The sequence below is a fragment of the Brevundimonas albigilva genome (genome assembly GCF_023573565.1).
GTDB classification, from domain to species: domain Bacteria; phylum Pseudomonadota; class Alphaproteobacteria; order Caulobacterales; family Caulobacteraceae; genus Brevundimonas; species Brevundimonas albigilva.
In genome coordinates, this window is record NZ_CP097649.1 from 473,514 (window position 1) to 490,047 (window position 16,534).

12 protein-coding genes are annotated in these 16,534 nt (G+C 68.7%); 7 read left to right on the top strand and 5 right to left on the bottom strand.

All coding sequences use genetic code 11. The annotated features are described in order from the left end of the window. Positions 1–34 precede the first annotated feature (34 nt). Together M8231_RS02385 and M8231_RS02390 are read left to right on the top strand one after the other, a co-directional pair. Positions 35–2,884, top strand: a complete 2,850-nt coding sequence (locus tag M8231_RS02385) for a TonB-dependent receptor (protein ID WP_250202156.1) — start codon at positions 35–37, stop codon at positions 2,882–2,884. 187 nt (positions 2,885–3,071) lie between these two features. Further along, positions 3,072–4,352 carry a sugar MFS transporter gene (locus tag M8231_RS02390; protein WP_250202157.1) on the top strand — a complete coding sequence of 427 codons (1,281 nt, stop codon included), beginning with the start codon at positions 3,072–3,074 and terminating at the stop codon, positions 4,350–4,352. 69 nt (positions 4,353–4,421) lie between these two features. Here the strand turns inward: M8231_RS02390 and M8231_RS02395 are convergent, their stop codons facing one another. Continuing rightward, positions 4,422–4,886, bottom strand: a complete 465-nt coding sequence (locus tag M8231_RS02395; RefSeq protein ID WP_250202158.1) for a TetR/AcrR family transcriptional regulator — start codon at positions 4,884–4,886, stop codon at positions 4,422–4,424. Between the two features lie 275 nt (positions 4,887–5,161). Between M8231_RS02395 and M8231_RS02400 the strand changes: the two genes are divergently transcribed. From M8231_RS02400 to M8231_RS02410, 3 genes are read left to right on the top strand one after another with little or no spacing between them, the layout of a single operon-like run. Beyond that, positions 5,162–6,373, top strand: coding sequence for an efflux RND transporter periplasmic adaptor subunit (locus M8231_RS02400; RefSeq protein ID WP_249751319.1), 1,212 nt, complete (start codon positions 5,162–5,164; stop codon positions 6,371–6,373). A 3-nt stretch (positions 6,374–6,376) separates the two neighbouring features. Further along, complete coding sequence (locus M8231_RS02405; RefSeq protein WP_250202159.1) at positions 6,377–9,640, top strand: efflux RND transporter permease subunit; 3,264 nt, start codon at positions 6,377–6,379, stop codon at positions 9,638–9,640. Continuing rightward, entirely contained in the window at positions 9,637–11,070 is a 1,434-nt protein-coding gene (locus M8231_RS02410; protein WP_249751317.1) for an efflux transporter outer membrane subunit, read from the top strand. The genes M8231_RS02405 and M8231_RS02410 overlap by 4 nt, the downstream gene beginning before the upstream one ends. Before the next feature lie 28 nt (positions 11,071–11,098). On the opposite strand, the gene M8231_RS02415 is transcribed toward M8231_RS02410, so the two are convergent. The 4 genes from M8231_RS02415 to M8231_RS02430 form a co-directional block, all read right to left on the bottom strand. Next, positions 11,099–12,001 (bottom strand): cobalamin biosynthesis protein CbiG, encoded by a 903-nt coding sequence (locus M8231_RS02415; protein ID WP_249751316.1) that lies wholly within the window; start codon positions 11,999–12,001, stop codon positions 11,099–11,101. A 91-nt stretch (positions 12,002–12,092) separates the two neighbouring features. Beyond that, positions 12,093–12,608: a hypothetical protein gene (locus tag M8231_RS02420; protein ID WP_249751315.1), complete on the bottom strand. Its 516-nt coding sequence runs from the start codon at positions 12,606–12,608 to the stop codon at positions 12,093–12,095. A 5-nt stretch (positions 12,609–12,613) separates the two neighbouring features. Then, positions 12,614–13,399: an exodeoxyribonuclease III gene (gene xth, locus M8231_RS02425; protein ID WP_249751314.1), complete on the bottom strand. Its 786-nt coding sequence runs from the start codon at positions 13,397–13,399 to the stop codon at positions 12,614–12,616. Positions 13,400–13,503: 104 nt separating this feature from the next. Continuing rightward, positions 13,504–14,556 (bottom strand): hypothetical protein, encoded by a 1,053-nt coding sequence (locus M8231_RS02430; protein WP_250202160.1) that lies wholly within the window; start codon positions 14,554–14,556, stop codon positions 13,504–13,506. A 112-nt stretch (positions 14,557–14,668) separates the two neighbouring features. Here M8231_RS02430 and M8231_RS02435 point away from each other — a divergent pair, with 112 nt between their 5' ends. Beyond that, entirely contained in the window at positions 14,669–15,703 is a 1,035-nt protein-coding gene (locus M8231_RS02435) for an MBL fold metallo-hydrolase (protein WP_250202580.1), read from the top strand. Continuing rightward, positions 15,703–16,476, top strand: coding sequence for an enoyl-CoA hydratase-related protein (locus tag M8231_RS02440; RefSeq protein WP_250202161.1), 774 nt, complete (start codon positions 15,703–15,705; stop codon positions 16,474–16,476). Before M8231_RS02435 ends, M8231_RS02440 begins: the two co-directional genes overlap by 1 nt. The last annotated feature ends 58 nt before the right edge of the window (positions 16,477–16,534 follow it).

The window sequence follows — 16,534 nt, forward strand, 5'->3', positions numbered from 1 at the left end:
CAGAATCGCGACCAGCCCTCAGGGAGGATGATCCATGTCTCAACGTCTCAACCGGCGTGCGCGCCTGCTGTCGGGCGCCGCTTTCGGCGCCGTGGCCCTGATGGCCGTCAGCAGCGCCCAGGCTCAAACCGCCGACGCCGCCGTCCAGGCCGCCGAGGCTCAGCCCGCCGACGCGCAGCCGACCGAAGTCGGTGAAATCGTCGTCACCGGCATCCGCCGCGCCATCGAGGCGTCGATCTCGGCCAAGGCCAACAACACCTCGATCGTCGAGGTGATCTCCGCGGAAGACATCGGCAAGCTGCCGGACGTCTCCATCGCCGAATCCCTGGCCCGCCTGCCGGGCGTGACCTCGCAGCGCCTCGATGGCCGCAGCCAGGCCATCTCGATCCGCGGCCTGGGCCCGGACTTCACCACCGCGCTGCTGAACGGCCGCGAGCTGGTCACCACCGGCGACAACCGCGGCGTCGAGTTCGACCAGTTCCCGTCGGAACTGCTGGGCAGCGTCGTCGTCTACAAGACCCCCGACGCGGCCCTGGTCGGCCAGGGCCTGGCCGGCACCGTCGACCTGCGCACCGTTCGGCCGCTGGCCTATGGCCGTCAGGCGATGGCCGTGAACTATCGCCACGAGTGGAACGACATCGGCGCCCTGAACTCGGGCACGACCGACAGCGGCGACCGCTACACCCTGTCCTATATCGACCAGTTCGCCGACGACACCATCGGCGTGGCGCTGGGCTACGCCCACATGAGCTCGCCCTACCAGTCCGAGCGCTTCAACAGCTGGGGCTATCCGAACTACAGCGACGGCAATCTGCTGACCGGCGGCGTCAAGCCCTACGTCATGTCGTCGGAGCTGGAGCGCGACGGCTACATGGGCGTGCTGGAATGGCGCCCGAACGACCGTTTCCACTCGACGATCGACGCCTTCTATTCCGAATTCAAGAACACCCAGGTCCTGCGCGGCATCGAGTTCCCGCTGGCGTGGGGAGGGCTGGCCGAAAGCCCGGGCCGTAGCGATACTGTGCTTGGCGGTTGCCAGATCACCAACAACGTTCCCACGCCGAACGTCTGCCGTCCTGGTCCGTCGCTGCGTCCCGGCTACACCGTCGAGGACGGCCTGATCGTCGCCGGCACCTGGGACAACATCAAGGGCGTGGTCCGCAACGACCTGAACAAGCGCGACAGCAACATCACCGCCATCGGCTGGAACACCGAGTTCGTCGCCAATGACGACTGGACCCTGGGCCTGGACGTCAACTACTCCAAGGTCGAGCGCGAAGACCTGATCCTGGAAACCAACGCCGGCACCGGCCGCAACATCAACGGCGCCCTGGACACCCTGGGCTTCGAGCTGACCGACGACGGCGTGACGCGCTTCACCAGCCAGCTGAACTACGCCGATCCGTCGCTGATCCTGCTGACCAGCCCGCAGGGCTGGGGCGGCGACGTGATCCCGGAAGGCCAGGCCGGCTACATGAACACCCCGTCCATCACGGACGAGATCAAGGCGGTGCGCCTGACGGCCAACCGCGCCCTGCACCAGAGCCCGTTCAGCTCGATCGACTTCGGCTTCAACTATTCGGAACGCACGAAGGAGTTCATCAACGACCAGTACTACCTGGGCGTCCCCGGCGGCGGCGACCTGGCCGTGCCGTCGGAGTTCCTGCTGGAGCCGACCGACCTGGGCTACTTGGGCATTTCGGAAGTGCTGAGCTACGACGCCCTGGCCCTGGTCAACAGCGGCGCGCTGAACCTGATCCGCAACCCGAACGCCGACGTGGCGGCCGGCAACTGGGACGTGACCGAAAAGGTCTCGACCGCCTACATCCGCGCCAACATCGACCACACCCTGTTCGGCCTGCCGCTGACCGGCAACGTCGGCATGCAGTTCGTTTACACCGACCAGCAGGGCCACGGCTTCGAGGCCCAGCAGATCGGCGTCGGCGTCGCGGCGGTCGAGGAGATCACGGGCGGCAAGGAATATCTGGAAATCCTGCCCAGCTCGAACTTCATCCTGGAAGTCGGCGACGACATGTTCGCGCGCTTCTCGCTGTCGCGCACCCTAGCGCGGCCGCGGATGGACGACATGCGCGCCGGCCGGAACTTCTCGTTCAACCCCGGCAACAACAACGAGAACGCCACGCCCGAGCAGAACTCGCCCTGGGGCGGCGGCGGCGGCAATCCCGAACTGATGCCGTACATCGCCAATGTGGCCGACCTGTCGTTCGAGAAGTATTTCGCCAACCGTCGCGGCTATGTCTCGCTGGCGGGCTTCTACCGCGACCTGGAAAGCTACGTTTACACCTACAACCGCATCTTCGACTTCAGCGGCTATCCGACCGGCGGCGTCACGCCCGTGATCAACGAGGGCATCATCTCGACGCCCGAGAATGGCAACGGCGGCTGGATCCGCGGCGTGGAATTCTCGGTCTCGGCGCCGTTCGAGATCTTCCATCCGGTGCTTGAAGGCTTCGGCGGCCTGTTCAGCGCCTCGCAGACCGAAAGCGAGGTCCAGCCGGATCCCGCCAACCCGCCCACGCCCATGCCGGGCCTGTCGGAAACGGTCGTGAACGGCACGCTGTACTATGAGCGCTTCGGCTTCTCGTCGCGCATCTCGGCCCGCTATCGCTCCGACTACCTGGGCGAAGTGGCCGGCTTCGGCAACGGCCGCACTCTGCGCTCGGTCGCGGCGGAAACCGTCGTCGACGCCCAGATCGGCTACGAGTTCCAGTCGGGTCCGCTGGAAGGCCTGTCGGTCCTGGCCCAGGTCAACAACCTGACGGACGAGCCCTTCAAGACCTTCGAGAACGGCGATGAGCGTCGGACCATCGACTACCAGTCCTATGGTCGCACCTTCGCGGTGGGCGTGAACTACCGCTTCTGATCCTCCCCTGCTGAGCAGACTGGGCCGCCCTGGCGACGGGGCGGCCCTTTTTTTCGCCCGGCCGGGCGAAAAGTTTGGTTACAGCGGACGGTTTCGGCTGGACGGCCCGGCTTCGATATCGGAACCAGAGGGACAAGAACCGCGCGCCACGGCGCGGCGCCGATCCATCGCAGGGGGACCCATCCGCATGACCACGACAGACGCCGCCCGCCCCAAGGGCGCGGGCCTGGCCTTCGCCTATGTCACCACGCTGTTCTTCGCCTGGGGCTTCGCCACCTCGCTGATCGATCCGCTGATCGCGGCGGTGAAGCGGGTGTTCGACCTGAACAACGCCGAGGCCTTCCTGACGACCTTCGCCTGGTTCATCGCCTACGGGCTGATGTCGCTGCCGGCCGCGTCGGTGCTGGGCAAGCTGGGCTACAGCCGTTCGATCATCGGGGCGCTGATCGTCATGGTCGCCGGCTGCCTGATCGTGCCGGCCGCGACGGCCGCCGACTGGTATCCCGGCGTCCTTCTGGCGCTGTTCGTCATCGCCTCGGGCGTGACGCTTCTGCAGGTCGCGGCCAATCCGCTGGTGGCGGAGCTGGGCACGCGCAAGGGGTCGCACATGCGGCTGAACCTGTCGCAGGCCTTCAATTCCCTGGGCACGACGATCGGCCCGTGGCTGGGGTCGCACGTGCTGCTGACCGGCGGCGTCTTCGCGGCGGGCGCGGTGGTGACGGCGGCGACGCGGTCGCAGTCGCTGCGCAGCATCGACATGGCCTTCCTGGGCATGGGCGCCTTCTTCGCCCTGATCGCCGTCTTCATCTTCACCGCCCGCAAGAAGATCAACGCCGCCGCCCCGGCCGCGACGGAAGCCGTGTCCCCGCTGAAGGCGCTGTCGTCGCCCTGGGCGGTGTTCGGCGCCCTGGCCATCTTCCTCTACGTCGGGTCGGAAGTCGCCATCGGCGGCATGCTGACCAACTTCCTGGAAAGCCCGGACGTGCTGAACGCGCCGATCGAGACGGCGGGCAAGATGGTCGCCCTGTACTGGGGCGGGGCGATGGTGGGCCGCTTCATCGGCTCGGCGGTGCTGACGCGCGTGCCGGCGGGGATCGTGCTGGCGGTCTGCACCGTGGTGGCGGCGCTGCTGTGCCTGGTCGTCAGCCAGGTGGGCGGTCCGACGGCGGCCTACGCCGCCCTGTCGATCGGCCTGTTCAACTCCATCATGTTCCCGACCATCTTCACCCTGACGCTGGAGCGGTCGACGGCGCCGACCTCGGCCACCTCGGGCCTGCTGGTGTTCGGCATCATCGGCGGGGCCCTGCTGCCGCAGGTGGCGGCGCGGATCGCCGATGCGGCCGGCGCGCTGCAACCGGCCTTCATCGTGCCGCTGCTGGGCTATGTGGGCCTGACCGTCTTCGCCATCGCGGCGGCCCGGACCAAGGTGCGCGACGCCGACGTGGTCAGGGCGCCGTCGCCGCACTGACGCGCACGGCCAGGAAAGCAGAAGGGGCGCGGACCGAAGTCCGCGCCCCTTTCTAATTGCGTCACGGTTTCAGTTGTCGATCAGCGCCCGCAGGATCACCGCCAGGCGGTCGCGCATCCGCTCGCATTCGGCGGGCTCCAGGTCGAAACTGCCGCCGCCCAGTTCGCGGCTGATCGACATGCCCATGATGAAGCCGGCCAGCAGACGGGCGCGAACGGTCGCGTCCGGGCCGCCCAGCCAGTCCTGCAACGGGCCGAAGAACTGGGCGGAACAGGTCGTCTGCACCATCTCCGAGGCGCGGTTGGAGCCGATGGAGCGCAGCATGATGGACATGCCCTTCAGCTTGTCGGCCTTCTTGGGTTCGAACACGACCTCGTGCGCCACCCGCTTGCCGAACTCGGCCTTGTCGCCCTGCATCAGGGCGCTGCCGTCGCCGCAGCTTTCCAGCGCCGCCAGGAACAGGTCGTCCTTGGAGCCGAAGTAGCGGCTGATCAGGGCGGCGTCGACGCCGACGTCCCGGGCGATGTCGCGCATGCCGACGTCGTCGTAGCTCTCCGCAGCGAACCGCTCGCGCGCAGCGTCGAGAATGGCCGTGCGGGTCGCTGCGGCGTTTCTCGGGCGGGGACCGGGGCACAACAAGGGGGCGAAACTCCTGGGAACAATAACCGTAAATCACATATGGCTTTGTCAACGCCTGTTGACAAGCGTCGCGGCCCTGACCATTAAGTCACCATGCGTTGACACGGCCGACTCCCCATCGGTCGGTGTCCGCTCGACAGGGATTTACCTCCGACAGGGAGAATGCGCCGATGCGCGGGCTTAAGATCGCGGCCGTGTCCGTTTTGGTGACGGGCGCGCTTTATGGATGTTCGCCGAAAGCCGAGGACCAGGCGCCGGGCGCGCCTCCGGTGACGGTGGCCACGCCGCTGCGTCAGCAGGTGGTGGATTGGGACGAGTTCACCGGCCGCTTCGAGGCGGTGGAGGCGGTCGACGTGCGCGCACGCGTCGGCGGCTACATCCAGGGGGTGCACTTCCGCGACGGTCAGATGGTCCAGAAGGGCCAACTGCTGTTCACCCTGGATCCGCGTCCCGCCCAGGCGGCCCTGGCCCAGGCCCGCGCCCAGGTCGCCCAGGCCCAGTCGCAACTGAGCCTGGCGCGCGCCAATCTGGCCCGCAGCGAGTCCCTGCTGGCCTCGCAGGCGGTCTCGCAGGCCGAATACGATTCCAACAAGGCGGCGGTGCAGGCCGCCGAGGCCAATCTGGAGGCGGCGAACGCCGCGACCCGCACGGCCCAGCTGAACCTGGACTACACCCGCGTCACCGCGCCGGTGTCGGGCCGCGTGTCCGACCGCCGGGTCGACCCGGGCAATCTGGTCGCCGGCGGATCGTCGGCCGGCGACGTGCTGACGACCATCGTTTCCGGCGGTCCGATCCACTTCGTGTTCGACGGCTCCGAGGCGATCGCGCTTAAGTACATGCGCGAAGGCGGCTCCGAACAGGGCGCGCCGGTGCGGATCCGCCTGCAGGACGAGACCGAGTACAACCGCACCGGTCGCCTGGACTTCTCGGACAATTCGATCGACACGGCCTCGGGCGTGATCCGTCTGCGCGCCATCGTGCCCAACGCCGACGGCTTCCTGCGTCCGGGCATGTTCGGCCGCGCCCAGGTCGCGGGCGCCGAGGCCTATGACGCCCTGCTGGTGCCCGACACCGCGATCAACACCGACCAGTCGCGCCGCACCGTCTATGTCGTGGCCGCGGACGGCTCGGTCACGCCCAAGGCGGTCCAACTGGGACCAGTGGTCCAGGGTCTGCGCGTGATCAAGTCCGGCCTGGCGCCGACCGACCGCGTGATCATCTCGGGCCTGCAGCGCGCCGCCCAGCCGGGCTCCAAGGTGACCCCGCAGAACGGCCGCATCCAGCCGGTCCAGCAGCAGAACCAGGCCCCCGCCGGTCCCGTGACCCAGGCCGCGCCGGCCTCCAGCGCCTCCTTCGCCAACAGCCTTTCCAGCGGCGACTGATCCATGAACATCTCCCGTTTCTTCATCGACCGGCCCATCTTCGCGATGGTGCTGTCGGTGGTGATCACCATCATCGGCGTGTTCGCCTATCCGCTGCTGCCGCTGTCGCAGTATCCGGAGATCGCGCCGCCCACGATCACCATCAACGCCGCCTATCCCGGCGCCTCGGCCGAGACCCTGGCCGAGACCGTCGCCGCCCCCATCGAGCAGGAGGTGAACGGCGTCGAGAACATGCTCTACATCTCCTCGTCCTCGACATCGGACGGGGCGGTGGCGATCACCGTGACCTTCAATCCGGGCACCGACCTGGACGACGCCCAGGTGCTGGTCCAGAACCGCGTGGCCCTGGCCGAGCCCCGTCTGCCCGAGGCGGTGCGTCAGACCGGCATCACGGTCAACAAGGCCGAGAGCGGCTTCCTGATGATCCTGGGGCTGACCTCGCCGGACGGCACGCTGGATAACGACTACGTCGGCAACTACGCCAACTCGACCCTGCGCGACCGACTGCTGCGCCTCGAGGGGGTCGGCACCGTCCAGGTGTTCGGCGGCGGCAACTATTCGATGCGGGTCTGGATCGACCCGGCCAAGGCGGCCGAGCGCGGTCTGACGGGGCCGGACATCGTCGCCGCCCTGCGCGCGCAGAACGTTCAGGCCGCCGCCGGCTCCATCGGCCAGCCGCCTTTCCCGAACAACGCTTCCGCCTTCCAGCTGCCCGTCCAGGTCCAGGGGCGTCTGACCGACCCTGACCAGTTCGCCAACGTCGTGCTGAAGACCGACGCCCAGGGCCGCGTCACCTATCTGCGCGACGTGGCGCGGATCGAACTGGGCGCGCAGGATTACGGCATCCGCGGCTTCTTCGACGGCGAGCGCGGCGTGGGCCTGGCCATCGTGCAGCAGCCGGGCGCCAACGCCCTGGGCACCGCCGAGCGGGTCCTGGCCGAGGTCGAGGCGGTGAAGTCGGAACTGCCGCAAGGCATGGCCATCTCCGTGCCCTACAACCCGACCGAATTCGTCGCCGCCTCGGTGGAGTCCGTCGAGCACACCCTGGTCGAGGCCGTCATCCTGGTCGTGATCGTGGTGCTGGTCTTCCTTCAGACCTGGCGCGCGGCGATCATCCCGATCGTGGCCATCCCGATCGCGTTGGTGGGCACCTTCGCGGTGCAGCTGGCGCTGGGATATTCGATCAACTCCCTGTCGCTGTTCGCCCTGGTCCTGGCCGTCGGCATCGTCGTCGATGACGCCATCGTGGTGGTGGAGAACGTCGAGCGCGCGATCAGCGAGGGGCTCAGTCCCAAGGAGGCCGCATACCGATCCATGCAGGAGGTCTCCGGCGCCCTGATCGCCATCGGCCTGGTGCTGGTGTCGGTGTTCGTGCCGACGATGTTCGTGCCCGGCATTCCCGGCATCTTCTACCGCCAGTTCGCCGTGGTCATCGCCTCGGCCACCGTGATCTCGCTGTTCGTGTCGCTGACGCTGTCGCCCGCCATGGCCGCGCTGCTGCTCAAGCCGCACAAGGACCACGACGCGCACGCCCGCAAGCCGGGTCTGTGGGGCTCGGTCGTCTATTACGTCGGCTGGGGCGGACGGAAGTTCAACGAGGGCTTCGACTGGCTGTCCGACCGCTACGGCCGTTTGACCGCGCGTCTGGTGCGCACCGTGACCATCGTGCTGATCGTCTATGTCGGCTTGCTGGGCGTCACCGCCTGGCGCCTGATGGACACGCCCACCGGCTTCATCCCGGAGCAGGACCAGGGCTTCCTGATCGGCGTCATCCAGCTGCCCGCCGGCGCCTCTCTGGACCGGACCCAGGACGTGATGATGCGCGCCCGCGGAATCATCCAGGGCACCGACGGGGTGGACGGCACCGTCGCCTTCGCCGGGCTGGACGGATCCAGCTTCAGCTTCGGCTCGAACGCCGCGACCATCTTCGTCCGCCTGAAGCCGCACGCCGAACGCTCGCGCGAGGAAGCGGCCGCGGCCCTGGCCGGGGCCATCACCCAGGCCACGGGATCGATCTCCGACGCCAACATCTTCGTCATCGCGCCGCCCGCGGTTCAGGGGCTGGGCAACGGCAACGGCTTCAAGATGATGATCCAGGACACCTCGGGCGCGGGCTACGGCGCGCTGGAGGGGGCGACCTTCGCCATGATGGGCGCGGCCGCCCAGGCGCCGGATCAGGTCAACCAGGTCTTCTCGACCTACAACACCGGCTCGCCGCGGATCGAGGCCGACGTCGACCGCGACAAGGCCCTGATGCTGGGCGTGCAGCCGTCCGCGGTGTTCGACACCCTGGGCGTCTATCTGGGCTCGTCCTACGTCAACGACTTCAACTATCTGGGGCGCACCTTCCGGGTGACGGCCCAGGCGGAGCCGACGGCGCGCGACGACATCGCCGACATCGCCAATCTGAAGACGCGTTCCGACAGCGGCGCCATGGTTCCGATCGGGTCGGTGGCGAACCTGAGGGACGATTCCGGTCCCTCGCGGATCGTGCGCTACAACCTGTACCCGGCGTCCGAGCTTCAGGGGCAGCCGGCGGCGGGCGTGTCCTCCGGCCAGGCGCTGGACATCATGGAGCAGATGGCCGGCCAGACCCTGCCGCAGGGCTTCTCCTACGAATGGACCGAGCTGGCGCTGCAGCAGAAGGCCGCGGGATCGGGCGCGACCCTGATCTTCATGATGGCCGTGGTGTTCGTCTTCCTGGTGCTGGCCGCTCAATACGAGGCCTTCACCCTGCCGATGGCGGTCATCCTGATCGTGCCGATGTGTCTTCTGGCGGCCATGCTGGGCGTCAACATCCGGGGCCTGGACAACAACATCCTGGTCCAGATCGGCCTGGTGGTTCTGATCGCCCTGGCGGCCAAGAACGCCATCCTGATCGTGGAGTTCGCCAAGCAGGCCGAGGAGGAGGGCATGAACCGCTTCGATGCGGCCGTGTCCGCCGCCAAGACCCGTCTGCGGCCGATCCTGATGACGTCCTTCGCCTTCATCCTGGGCGTCGTGCCCCTGATGCTGGCGTCGGGGCCGGGCGCCGAGATGCGCCAGGCGCTGGGCACGTCGGTGTTCTCCGGAATGCTGGGCGTGACCTTCTTCGGCCTGTTGTTCACGCCGGTCTTCTACGTCGTCATGCGCTGGGTGTCGGGCAAGCTGCCGGCGTCCCACAAGCCGACCCCGAAGGCCGAACCGGTCCGCTACGACCAACCTTCCGACCTGACCGATCCCGACGCGCCGGCGCCCGCGACCGGCCTGGGAGGGGATATCCGATGATCCGATCCAAGACCCAGACCGTCCTGACCGCCGCAGCCGCCAGCGCCCTGCTCGCCGCCTGCGCGGTCGGGCCCAAGGCGCCCGTCGCCGACCTTCCGGTCGCGGGGACCGGCGCTCTGATCGGCTCGGCCAATCCGGCCGTGTCGACCGCCCAGGCGCGCGACGACTGGTGGCGGCTGTACGACGATCCGACGCTGGACGGCCTGATCCAGCAGGCGTTCGCCGAGAACAACCAGCTGGAAGCCGCCTTCGCCAATCTGCGCGCCGTGCGGGCCTCTCTGTCCGAGGCGCGCACCGGCCGGCTGCCGACGACCTCGACCAGCGCCTCCTACCAGCGCAGCCGGGCCTCGGCCGCGACGGTCCAGGGCCTGCCGGCGGGCGAGGACGCGCCCGAGGTCGACAGCTATGACGTCGGCCTGGACGCCTCCTACGAGATCGACCTGTTCGGCCGGGTGGAATCGACCATCCGCGCCGCGCGGGCCGACGTACGCGCCGCCGAGGCCGCCTTCGCGACCGTTCAGGTCACGGTCGCGGCCGAGACGGCGCGGGCCTATGCCGACACCTGTTCGGCCAATGCTCAGATCGCCGTGGCCGAACGGACTCTGGGCCTGCAGCGGGACACGCTGCGCCTGACCGAGCGCCTGCTGGAAGGCGGCGCGGGCACCGGTCTGGACGTCGCCAGCGCGCGCGCGGCCGTCGCCCAGACGTCGGCGACCCTGCCGACCCTGCGCGCCAGCCGCAACGAGGCCCTGTTCCGCCTCGCCACCCTGACCGGCGTGACGCCGGGCGAGGCCAGCGCGGCGGCCGCCGCCTGCGTGCGTCCGCCCCAGCTCGGCCAGCCCATTCCCGTCGGCGACGGCGCCCAGCTGCTGGCCCGCCGGCCCGACGTGCGCCAGGCCGAGGCCGACCTGGCGGCGGCGGCGGCGCGGGTCAATGTGGCGACCGCGGACCTGTTCCCCTCGATCAGCCTGGGGGGCTCCATCGGGTCCACGGCGCTGGAGTCCGACGGCCTGGGCGACAGCGAGAACTTCCGCTTCAGCTTCGGCCCCCTGATCAGTTGGTCCTTCCCCAACGTCTTCGCCGCACGGGCGCGGATCCAGCAGGCGGGCGCCCTGTCCGACGCCGCCCTGGCCACCTTCGACCAGACGGTGCTGGGCGCGCTGCAGGAAACCGAGACGGCGCTGTCGAACTACGCCAACGAACTGGACCGCCGCGCGGCCCTGACCGAGGCGCGCGACCAGGCGGCCCGTGCGGCCGGCCTATCGCGCCAGCGGTTCAACGCGGGCGCCGACAGCTTCCTGCTGGTGCTGGACGCCGAACGCACCCAGGCGGCGGCCGAGGCGGCGCTGGCGCAGTCCGACGCCCTGGTCTCGACCTACCAGATCGCCCTGTTCAAGGCGCTGGCGGGCGGCTGGACGCCCCAAGCCTGACGCCGGGCGAGGAAGGGCCGGGCGGGCGTCAGACGCCCAGGATCCAGCCTTCTTCCTGCTCGACCCGGTCGATCAGTTCCGGGGCGGCCGACTTGGGCGGGGCGAAGGCGCCGGCCAGGTCGCCCGCGTCGTCAAGCCGCGCCAGGGCCTCGGCCGTGGCGCGGACCTGGGCCTGATCCTTGTATTCGCCTTCGGCCGGCCGGGCGTCGAACATCGACGGCCACACCTCGACCACCAGGGCTGAGAGCGGCGCGACGTCCTCCGGGGTCAGGGCGCGCCAACCCGTGCCGAACGGCCAGACGGCGCCCGAAGGCCCCAGGGCCTCCAGCAGGCGGCGCACGGCGGGAATCCCGACCAGGGTCTGGCCGCCGACGGCGCCGGCGCCGTGCATCTGCCAGACGCTCTTGGGCTGAAGCCGCCCCTTGCGCGCCGCGTCCTCCGTGGCGCGGAACTCGGGGATGTCGCCCGTGCCCTGCGGCGGCTTGGTGGTGGTCAGCCAGCGCTGCGCCTGCTTGGCCGGCGCGCCCCACAGCGGCCAGGCCTCGTCGGTCATCAGCCGGTTCATCTTGGCCGCCACCTGATAGCGGTTGTTGGTGTTGTCGGCCTTGTCGACCACGTTGGCGGCGATGAACTTCCACATCGCCTGCCAGGGCGCGCCGGACAACTTCAGCCGCGCGGCCGTGCCCGCCGGATAGCCCAGGTTGAAGTCGAAGCCGACCAGCACCCGATCGCCGCGCTTTCGGTGATCGGCCAGCAGGCTGTTCAGCAGGGCCTCGCCCTCGGCGCGGGTCGCGACATTGTGCGTCTCCGTGTACAGACGGAAGCGCACGTCGCGCTTGGCCACGCCGATCCACAACGAGTTGTCGCCCAGCTTCCTGGTCTCGGCGGCGGTCCAGTCGGCCACGATGTAGGCGTCGAAAAGGCGGGCCACGGCGGGCTCCTTCAGGGGATGCGAGAAGGGGGAACGAGCCGCCGCTTCTAGCGCTCCCGCGCGGGGATCGAAAGCCCCCGAACGCCGGCGCTCACCCCTTCAGCAGGGCTTCCAGATGAGACAGCCAGCGCCGGCCCAGCCGCAGGGCTTCGCCCGGCGATCCCGTCGGGGCGGGCGCGGCGGCGTCCCACAGCGCCAGTTCGAACTCCGGGTTCCGGGCGTCCGCGAACATCAGCCGCAGCACCACCTGTTCGGCGTCCGGCGCCATGACGTCCAGCGCCTTGCGCGCCTCGCCGCGGCGGACCCGCGCGACGACATGGCCGTCGACGATGATCTCGCCCCCGTCCACCTCCTGGAAATGGTAGGCCAGGCCGTGGGCGCCGTTGGCCCACAGCACGACGACCTGCTCGACATCGAAGTTCAGGGCGCAGGCCCGGCCTTCGCCGACCGCCATGGCCTCGACCTCCGGGGCGCCGCCCAGCGCCTTCAGCAGGGCGCGCCGCATCCGCCGGGACGGCTCCATCCACCAGGACAGACCCAGCGCCAGCGTCGTCAACAGCGCGGCCGCCAGGGCGACCAGCAGGACCACCCTGAAGGCGTCGGCCATGACGCTCAGCCCTCCAGGTCGAGGTCGATCACCACCGGCACGTGGTCGCTGGGCTTTTCCATGTCCCGGGCCTCGCGGTGGGTCTCGACGCCGCGAAGGCGGTCCGCCGCCTGCGGAGACAGCAGGGCGAAGTCGATGCGGATGCCGTGGTCGCGCTGCCAGGCGCCGGCCTGATAGTCCCAGAAGGTATAGGTCCCGGCCGGTTCGTCGCCGATCTCATGCGCATCGGCCAGGCCCAGGTTCTTCAGCGCGCGAAAGGCGCGGCGGCTTTGGGGCTGGAACAGGGCGTCGTCGGTCCAGGCGGCGGGATTGCGGGCGTCCTCGGGCTCGGGGATGACGTTGTAGTCTCCGCACAGCGCCAACGGCTCCTCATGGGCAAGGAGGCGACGCGCATGGGCGTTCAGCCGGTCGAACCAGGCGAGCTTGTAGTCGAACTTCTCGGTCCCGATCGGATTGCCGTTGGGCAGATAGATCGCCCCGACCCGGATCGGGCGGGGGGCTTCGATCAGGGCTTCCAGATACCGGGCCTGTTCGTCCGCCTCGTCGTCCGGCAGGCCGCGCCGGACATCGGACATCGGGTGTTTCGAGAGCAGGGCGACGCCGTTGTAGGACTTCTGGCCGTGGGTCTCGATGTTGTAGCCCAGGCTTTCGAACGCCTCGCGCGGGAACTTCTCGTCCACGCACTTGATCTCCTGGAAGCAGGCGACGTCGGGATTGGCCTGCTCCATCCACGCCAGCACCGTGGGCAGGCGGGCGTTGATCGAATTCACGTTCCAGGTGGCGATGCGCATGGCGGGGACGCTAGGCCGCGTCTCGGTTCGGGGAAAGAGGGCGACAGAAACAAAGACGCCGCCGTTGCGATCCGGCGGCGTCTGGGAAGTGATGCGGCGACGGCTTACTGTTCGGTCGCGTCGGCTTCCGGCGTAGTGGTCAATGTGCAGCCGCCGCCGATCGTCGGCGCCGGGCAGCCGTAAACCTGGGCAACCGCACCATCCTTGATGCGGGCGATGTAACCTGTGCCGGCCGCTTCGCATTTGGCCTCAATGAACTGGCCATTCGCATTCTGCCCCATCAGCTTGATCTGCTGAACGGTGCAATCCGAGGCGTCCGTACCAGTAAACAGCTTTTGCAAATCCGAGACCTGTTCGGCGACGGTCGTAAAGCGGCACGCCTTGCCTTGGCTCATGATCTGCAGGCAGGGGGTCTTGGTCCAGCCGGAGGCTGTCTTTTCGAGCCAGTAGCCGTCGGAGTTGGAGCAGCCGATTTCATACACGGTTTCACCGGTCGAGGTTTGCCCAATCGCCAAACCTTCGTCCACGTCGCAAGAAATGCCGGCTTCGCGCGCATAACCGGAGAAGACGGATGCGATATTCTGGTTCGCCGGAAGCGTGCAGAGCGTTCCCACGTCCGCAGCGGGATCCGCTGCACGCGCCGTTTCGGCCTGGCTCGCCAGCAGAGCGCAATCCACGGCCTGAGGCGGTGTCGAAGCGACGACGATATAGCCAGGGCCGGTAGCGCAGACCGCCTCGAAGAGATCGACCCGTTCGGCCGTTTGGCCCAGCAACTTAGCCTCGGTCACCGAGCATGACGAGCCGGTGGCGGTTAGAGCTGTCTGGGCGTCCGCCTTGGCTTTCTCGGGATCGGCAGGCGCTGCCTCTTGCTGCCGCTCCTGACGTCCCTCGCGCTGTTGGCGACGCGATTCGCGTTGCTGCTCACGCTGATCCTGATATTCGTTGGAGCGACCACCGCGGAGCAGGGTGGACTGTCCGGACATCTCCGCGAACGCCGTAGTCGGCGTCAAAAAGACGGGCGTGCCAACCAAAAGAGCAGCAGCGACGCCGCACATGGCGGCCAACGATTTTTTCAACACCGGACAATCCTCATTACAAGCCGGAAAGGTCTTGCGGGAGCCTTGTCTCCTGAAGATAGCGTCGTCAAGGTTGACCATAAGGCGGCGTGCCTGGACGTGAACGCCTGACCGGCCTAACCATAGCGTTTCGAATGGAGACGCACTTGGACGGTTCAAGCCCTGCATCCGCCCACCGAGACCGGCTTTGAACGTGGCATATCTGGATCATGCCGCGCCCTTGCCGGGTCAAGCGCACGACATCGCGCCAGGCGTGCTGTGGGCGCGCTTTCCGTTGCCGTTCCAACTCGATCATGTGAATATCCATGTCCTGGACGACGGGGCCGGGTGGGCCGTGATCGACGCGGGCCTGAACACGCCGGCTTCGATCGAGGCCTGGACGGCCCTGCTTGCCGGCCCGCTGCAGGGGCGGCCGATCACGCGGGTCATCTGCACCCACATGCATCCCGACCACATCGGCCTGGCCGGCTGGCTGTGTCGGCGGACGGGCGCGCCGCTGTCGATGTCGCGGACGGAATATCTGACCGGACGGACGCTGGCGGCCGAGAGTGCGGGGGACGCGCCGCCGGAGGGCGAGGTCTTCTATCGCGCCGCCGGGTGGAGCGATCAGCAGATCGCCGCCTGGCGCGAAGGCTACGGCATGTTCGGCAAGGGGGTCAGCCCGCTGCCGCGGGCCTTCACGCGGTTGCAGGACGGCGAGGCGCTGACGATCGGCGGCGAGGAATGGCGGGTGGTGGTCGGGGCCGGGCACAGCCCCGAGCACGTCTGCCTGTGGCGGACGTCCGACGACGTCTTCATCGCCGGGGACCAGATCCTGCCGCGCATCTCCTCCAACGTGTCGGTCTGGCCGACCGAGCCGGACGCCGATCCCCTGAGCGACTGGATGGACTCCCTGGCCAGGCTGCGCGCCCTGTTGCCGGCGCACGCCTTGATCCTGCCCTCGCACGGGGAGCCGTTCCGAGGCGTTCACGAACGGCTGGCCGCCCTGAGGCGCGGGCACGAAACCGCGCTGAAACGACTTGAACGGACGCTGCGGAAACCGACTAGGGTGCTGGACGCCTTTCCGGCCGTGTTCGGCCGGGCGGTGGGGGATGCGATGCTGGGCATGGCCACGGGCGAGGCCCAGGCGCACCTCAACTATCTGGAAAGGCGCGGCCGCGCACGGCGGACGCGCGACACGAACGGCGTCGACTGGTGGTCGAACGTCGAAAGGGACGAGGAAGCCTGATGAGCGAACACATCCGCACCGATCTCGACGACGGCGTGCTCAGCATCGTGATGGCGCGCCCCGACAAGAAGAACGCCATCACCCAGGCCATGTACGCCGCCCTGTCGGAGGCGACCGAGCGCGCGCGCGCCGACGCCGCCGTCCGGGCGGTGCTGCTAAAGGCCGAGGGCGACAGTTTCTCGGCCGGCAACGACATCGGCGACTTCATCGCCATCGGTTCGCAGACGGAGCAGCCCTTCGACATGGCGGTGTTCCGTTTCCTGAAGGCCCTGGCGGATCTGGACAAGCCGTTGGTGGCGGCCGTCAGGGGGCGGGCCGTCGGCATCGGCCTGACCATGCTGCTTCATTGCGACATGGTGGTCGTGGCCGAGGACGCCCTGCTGTCGGTCCCGTTCGTCAATCTGGCCCTGGCGCCGGAGGCGGCGTCCAGCCTGCTGCTGCCGGCGGCGATCGGTCACCAGCGCGCCTTTGAACTGTTCGCCCTGGGCGAGGCGATCGACGGCCGCACGGCCCTGGCCTGGGGCCTGGCCAACCGGGCGGTTCCGGCCGGCCAGGTCGACGAGACGGCCGCCGCCCTGGCCGCCGCCCTGGCGGCGCGCGCGCCCAATTCGATCCGCAAGACCAAGCGCCTGATGCGCGACGCCGAGGCCTTGTGGACGCGGATGCAGCGCGAGGGCGAGGCCTTCGGATCGCAGATGAAGAGCCCGGAGGCGATGGAGGCCTTCATGGCCTTCACCCAGAAGCGGGCGCCGGACTTCTCCAAGGCGGGCTGAGGCGACCCGCGCGCCTTGATTTGGCGCCGCTTTGGTCCTAGGTGCGCGCGCCCGCACC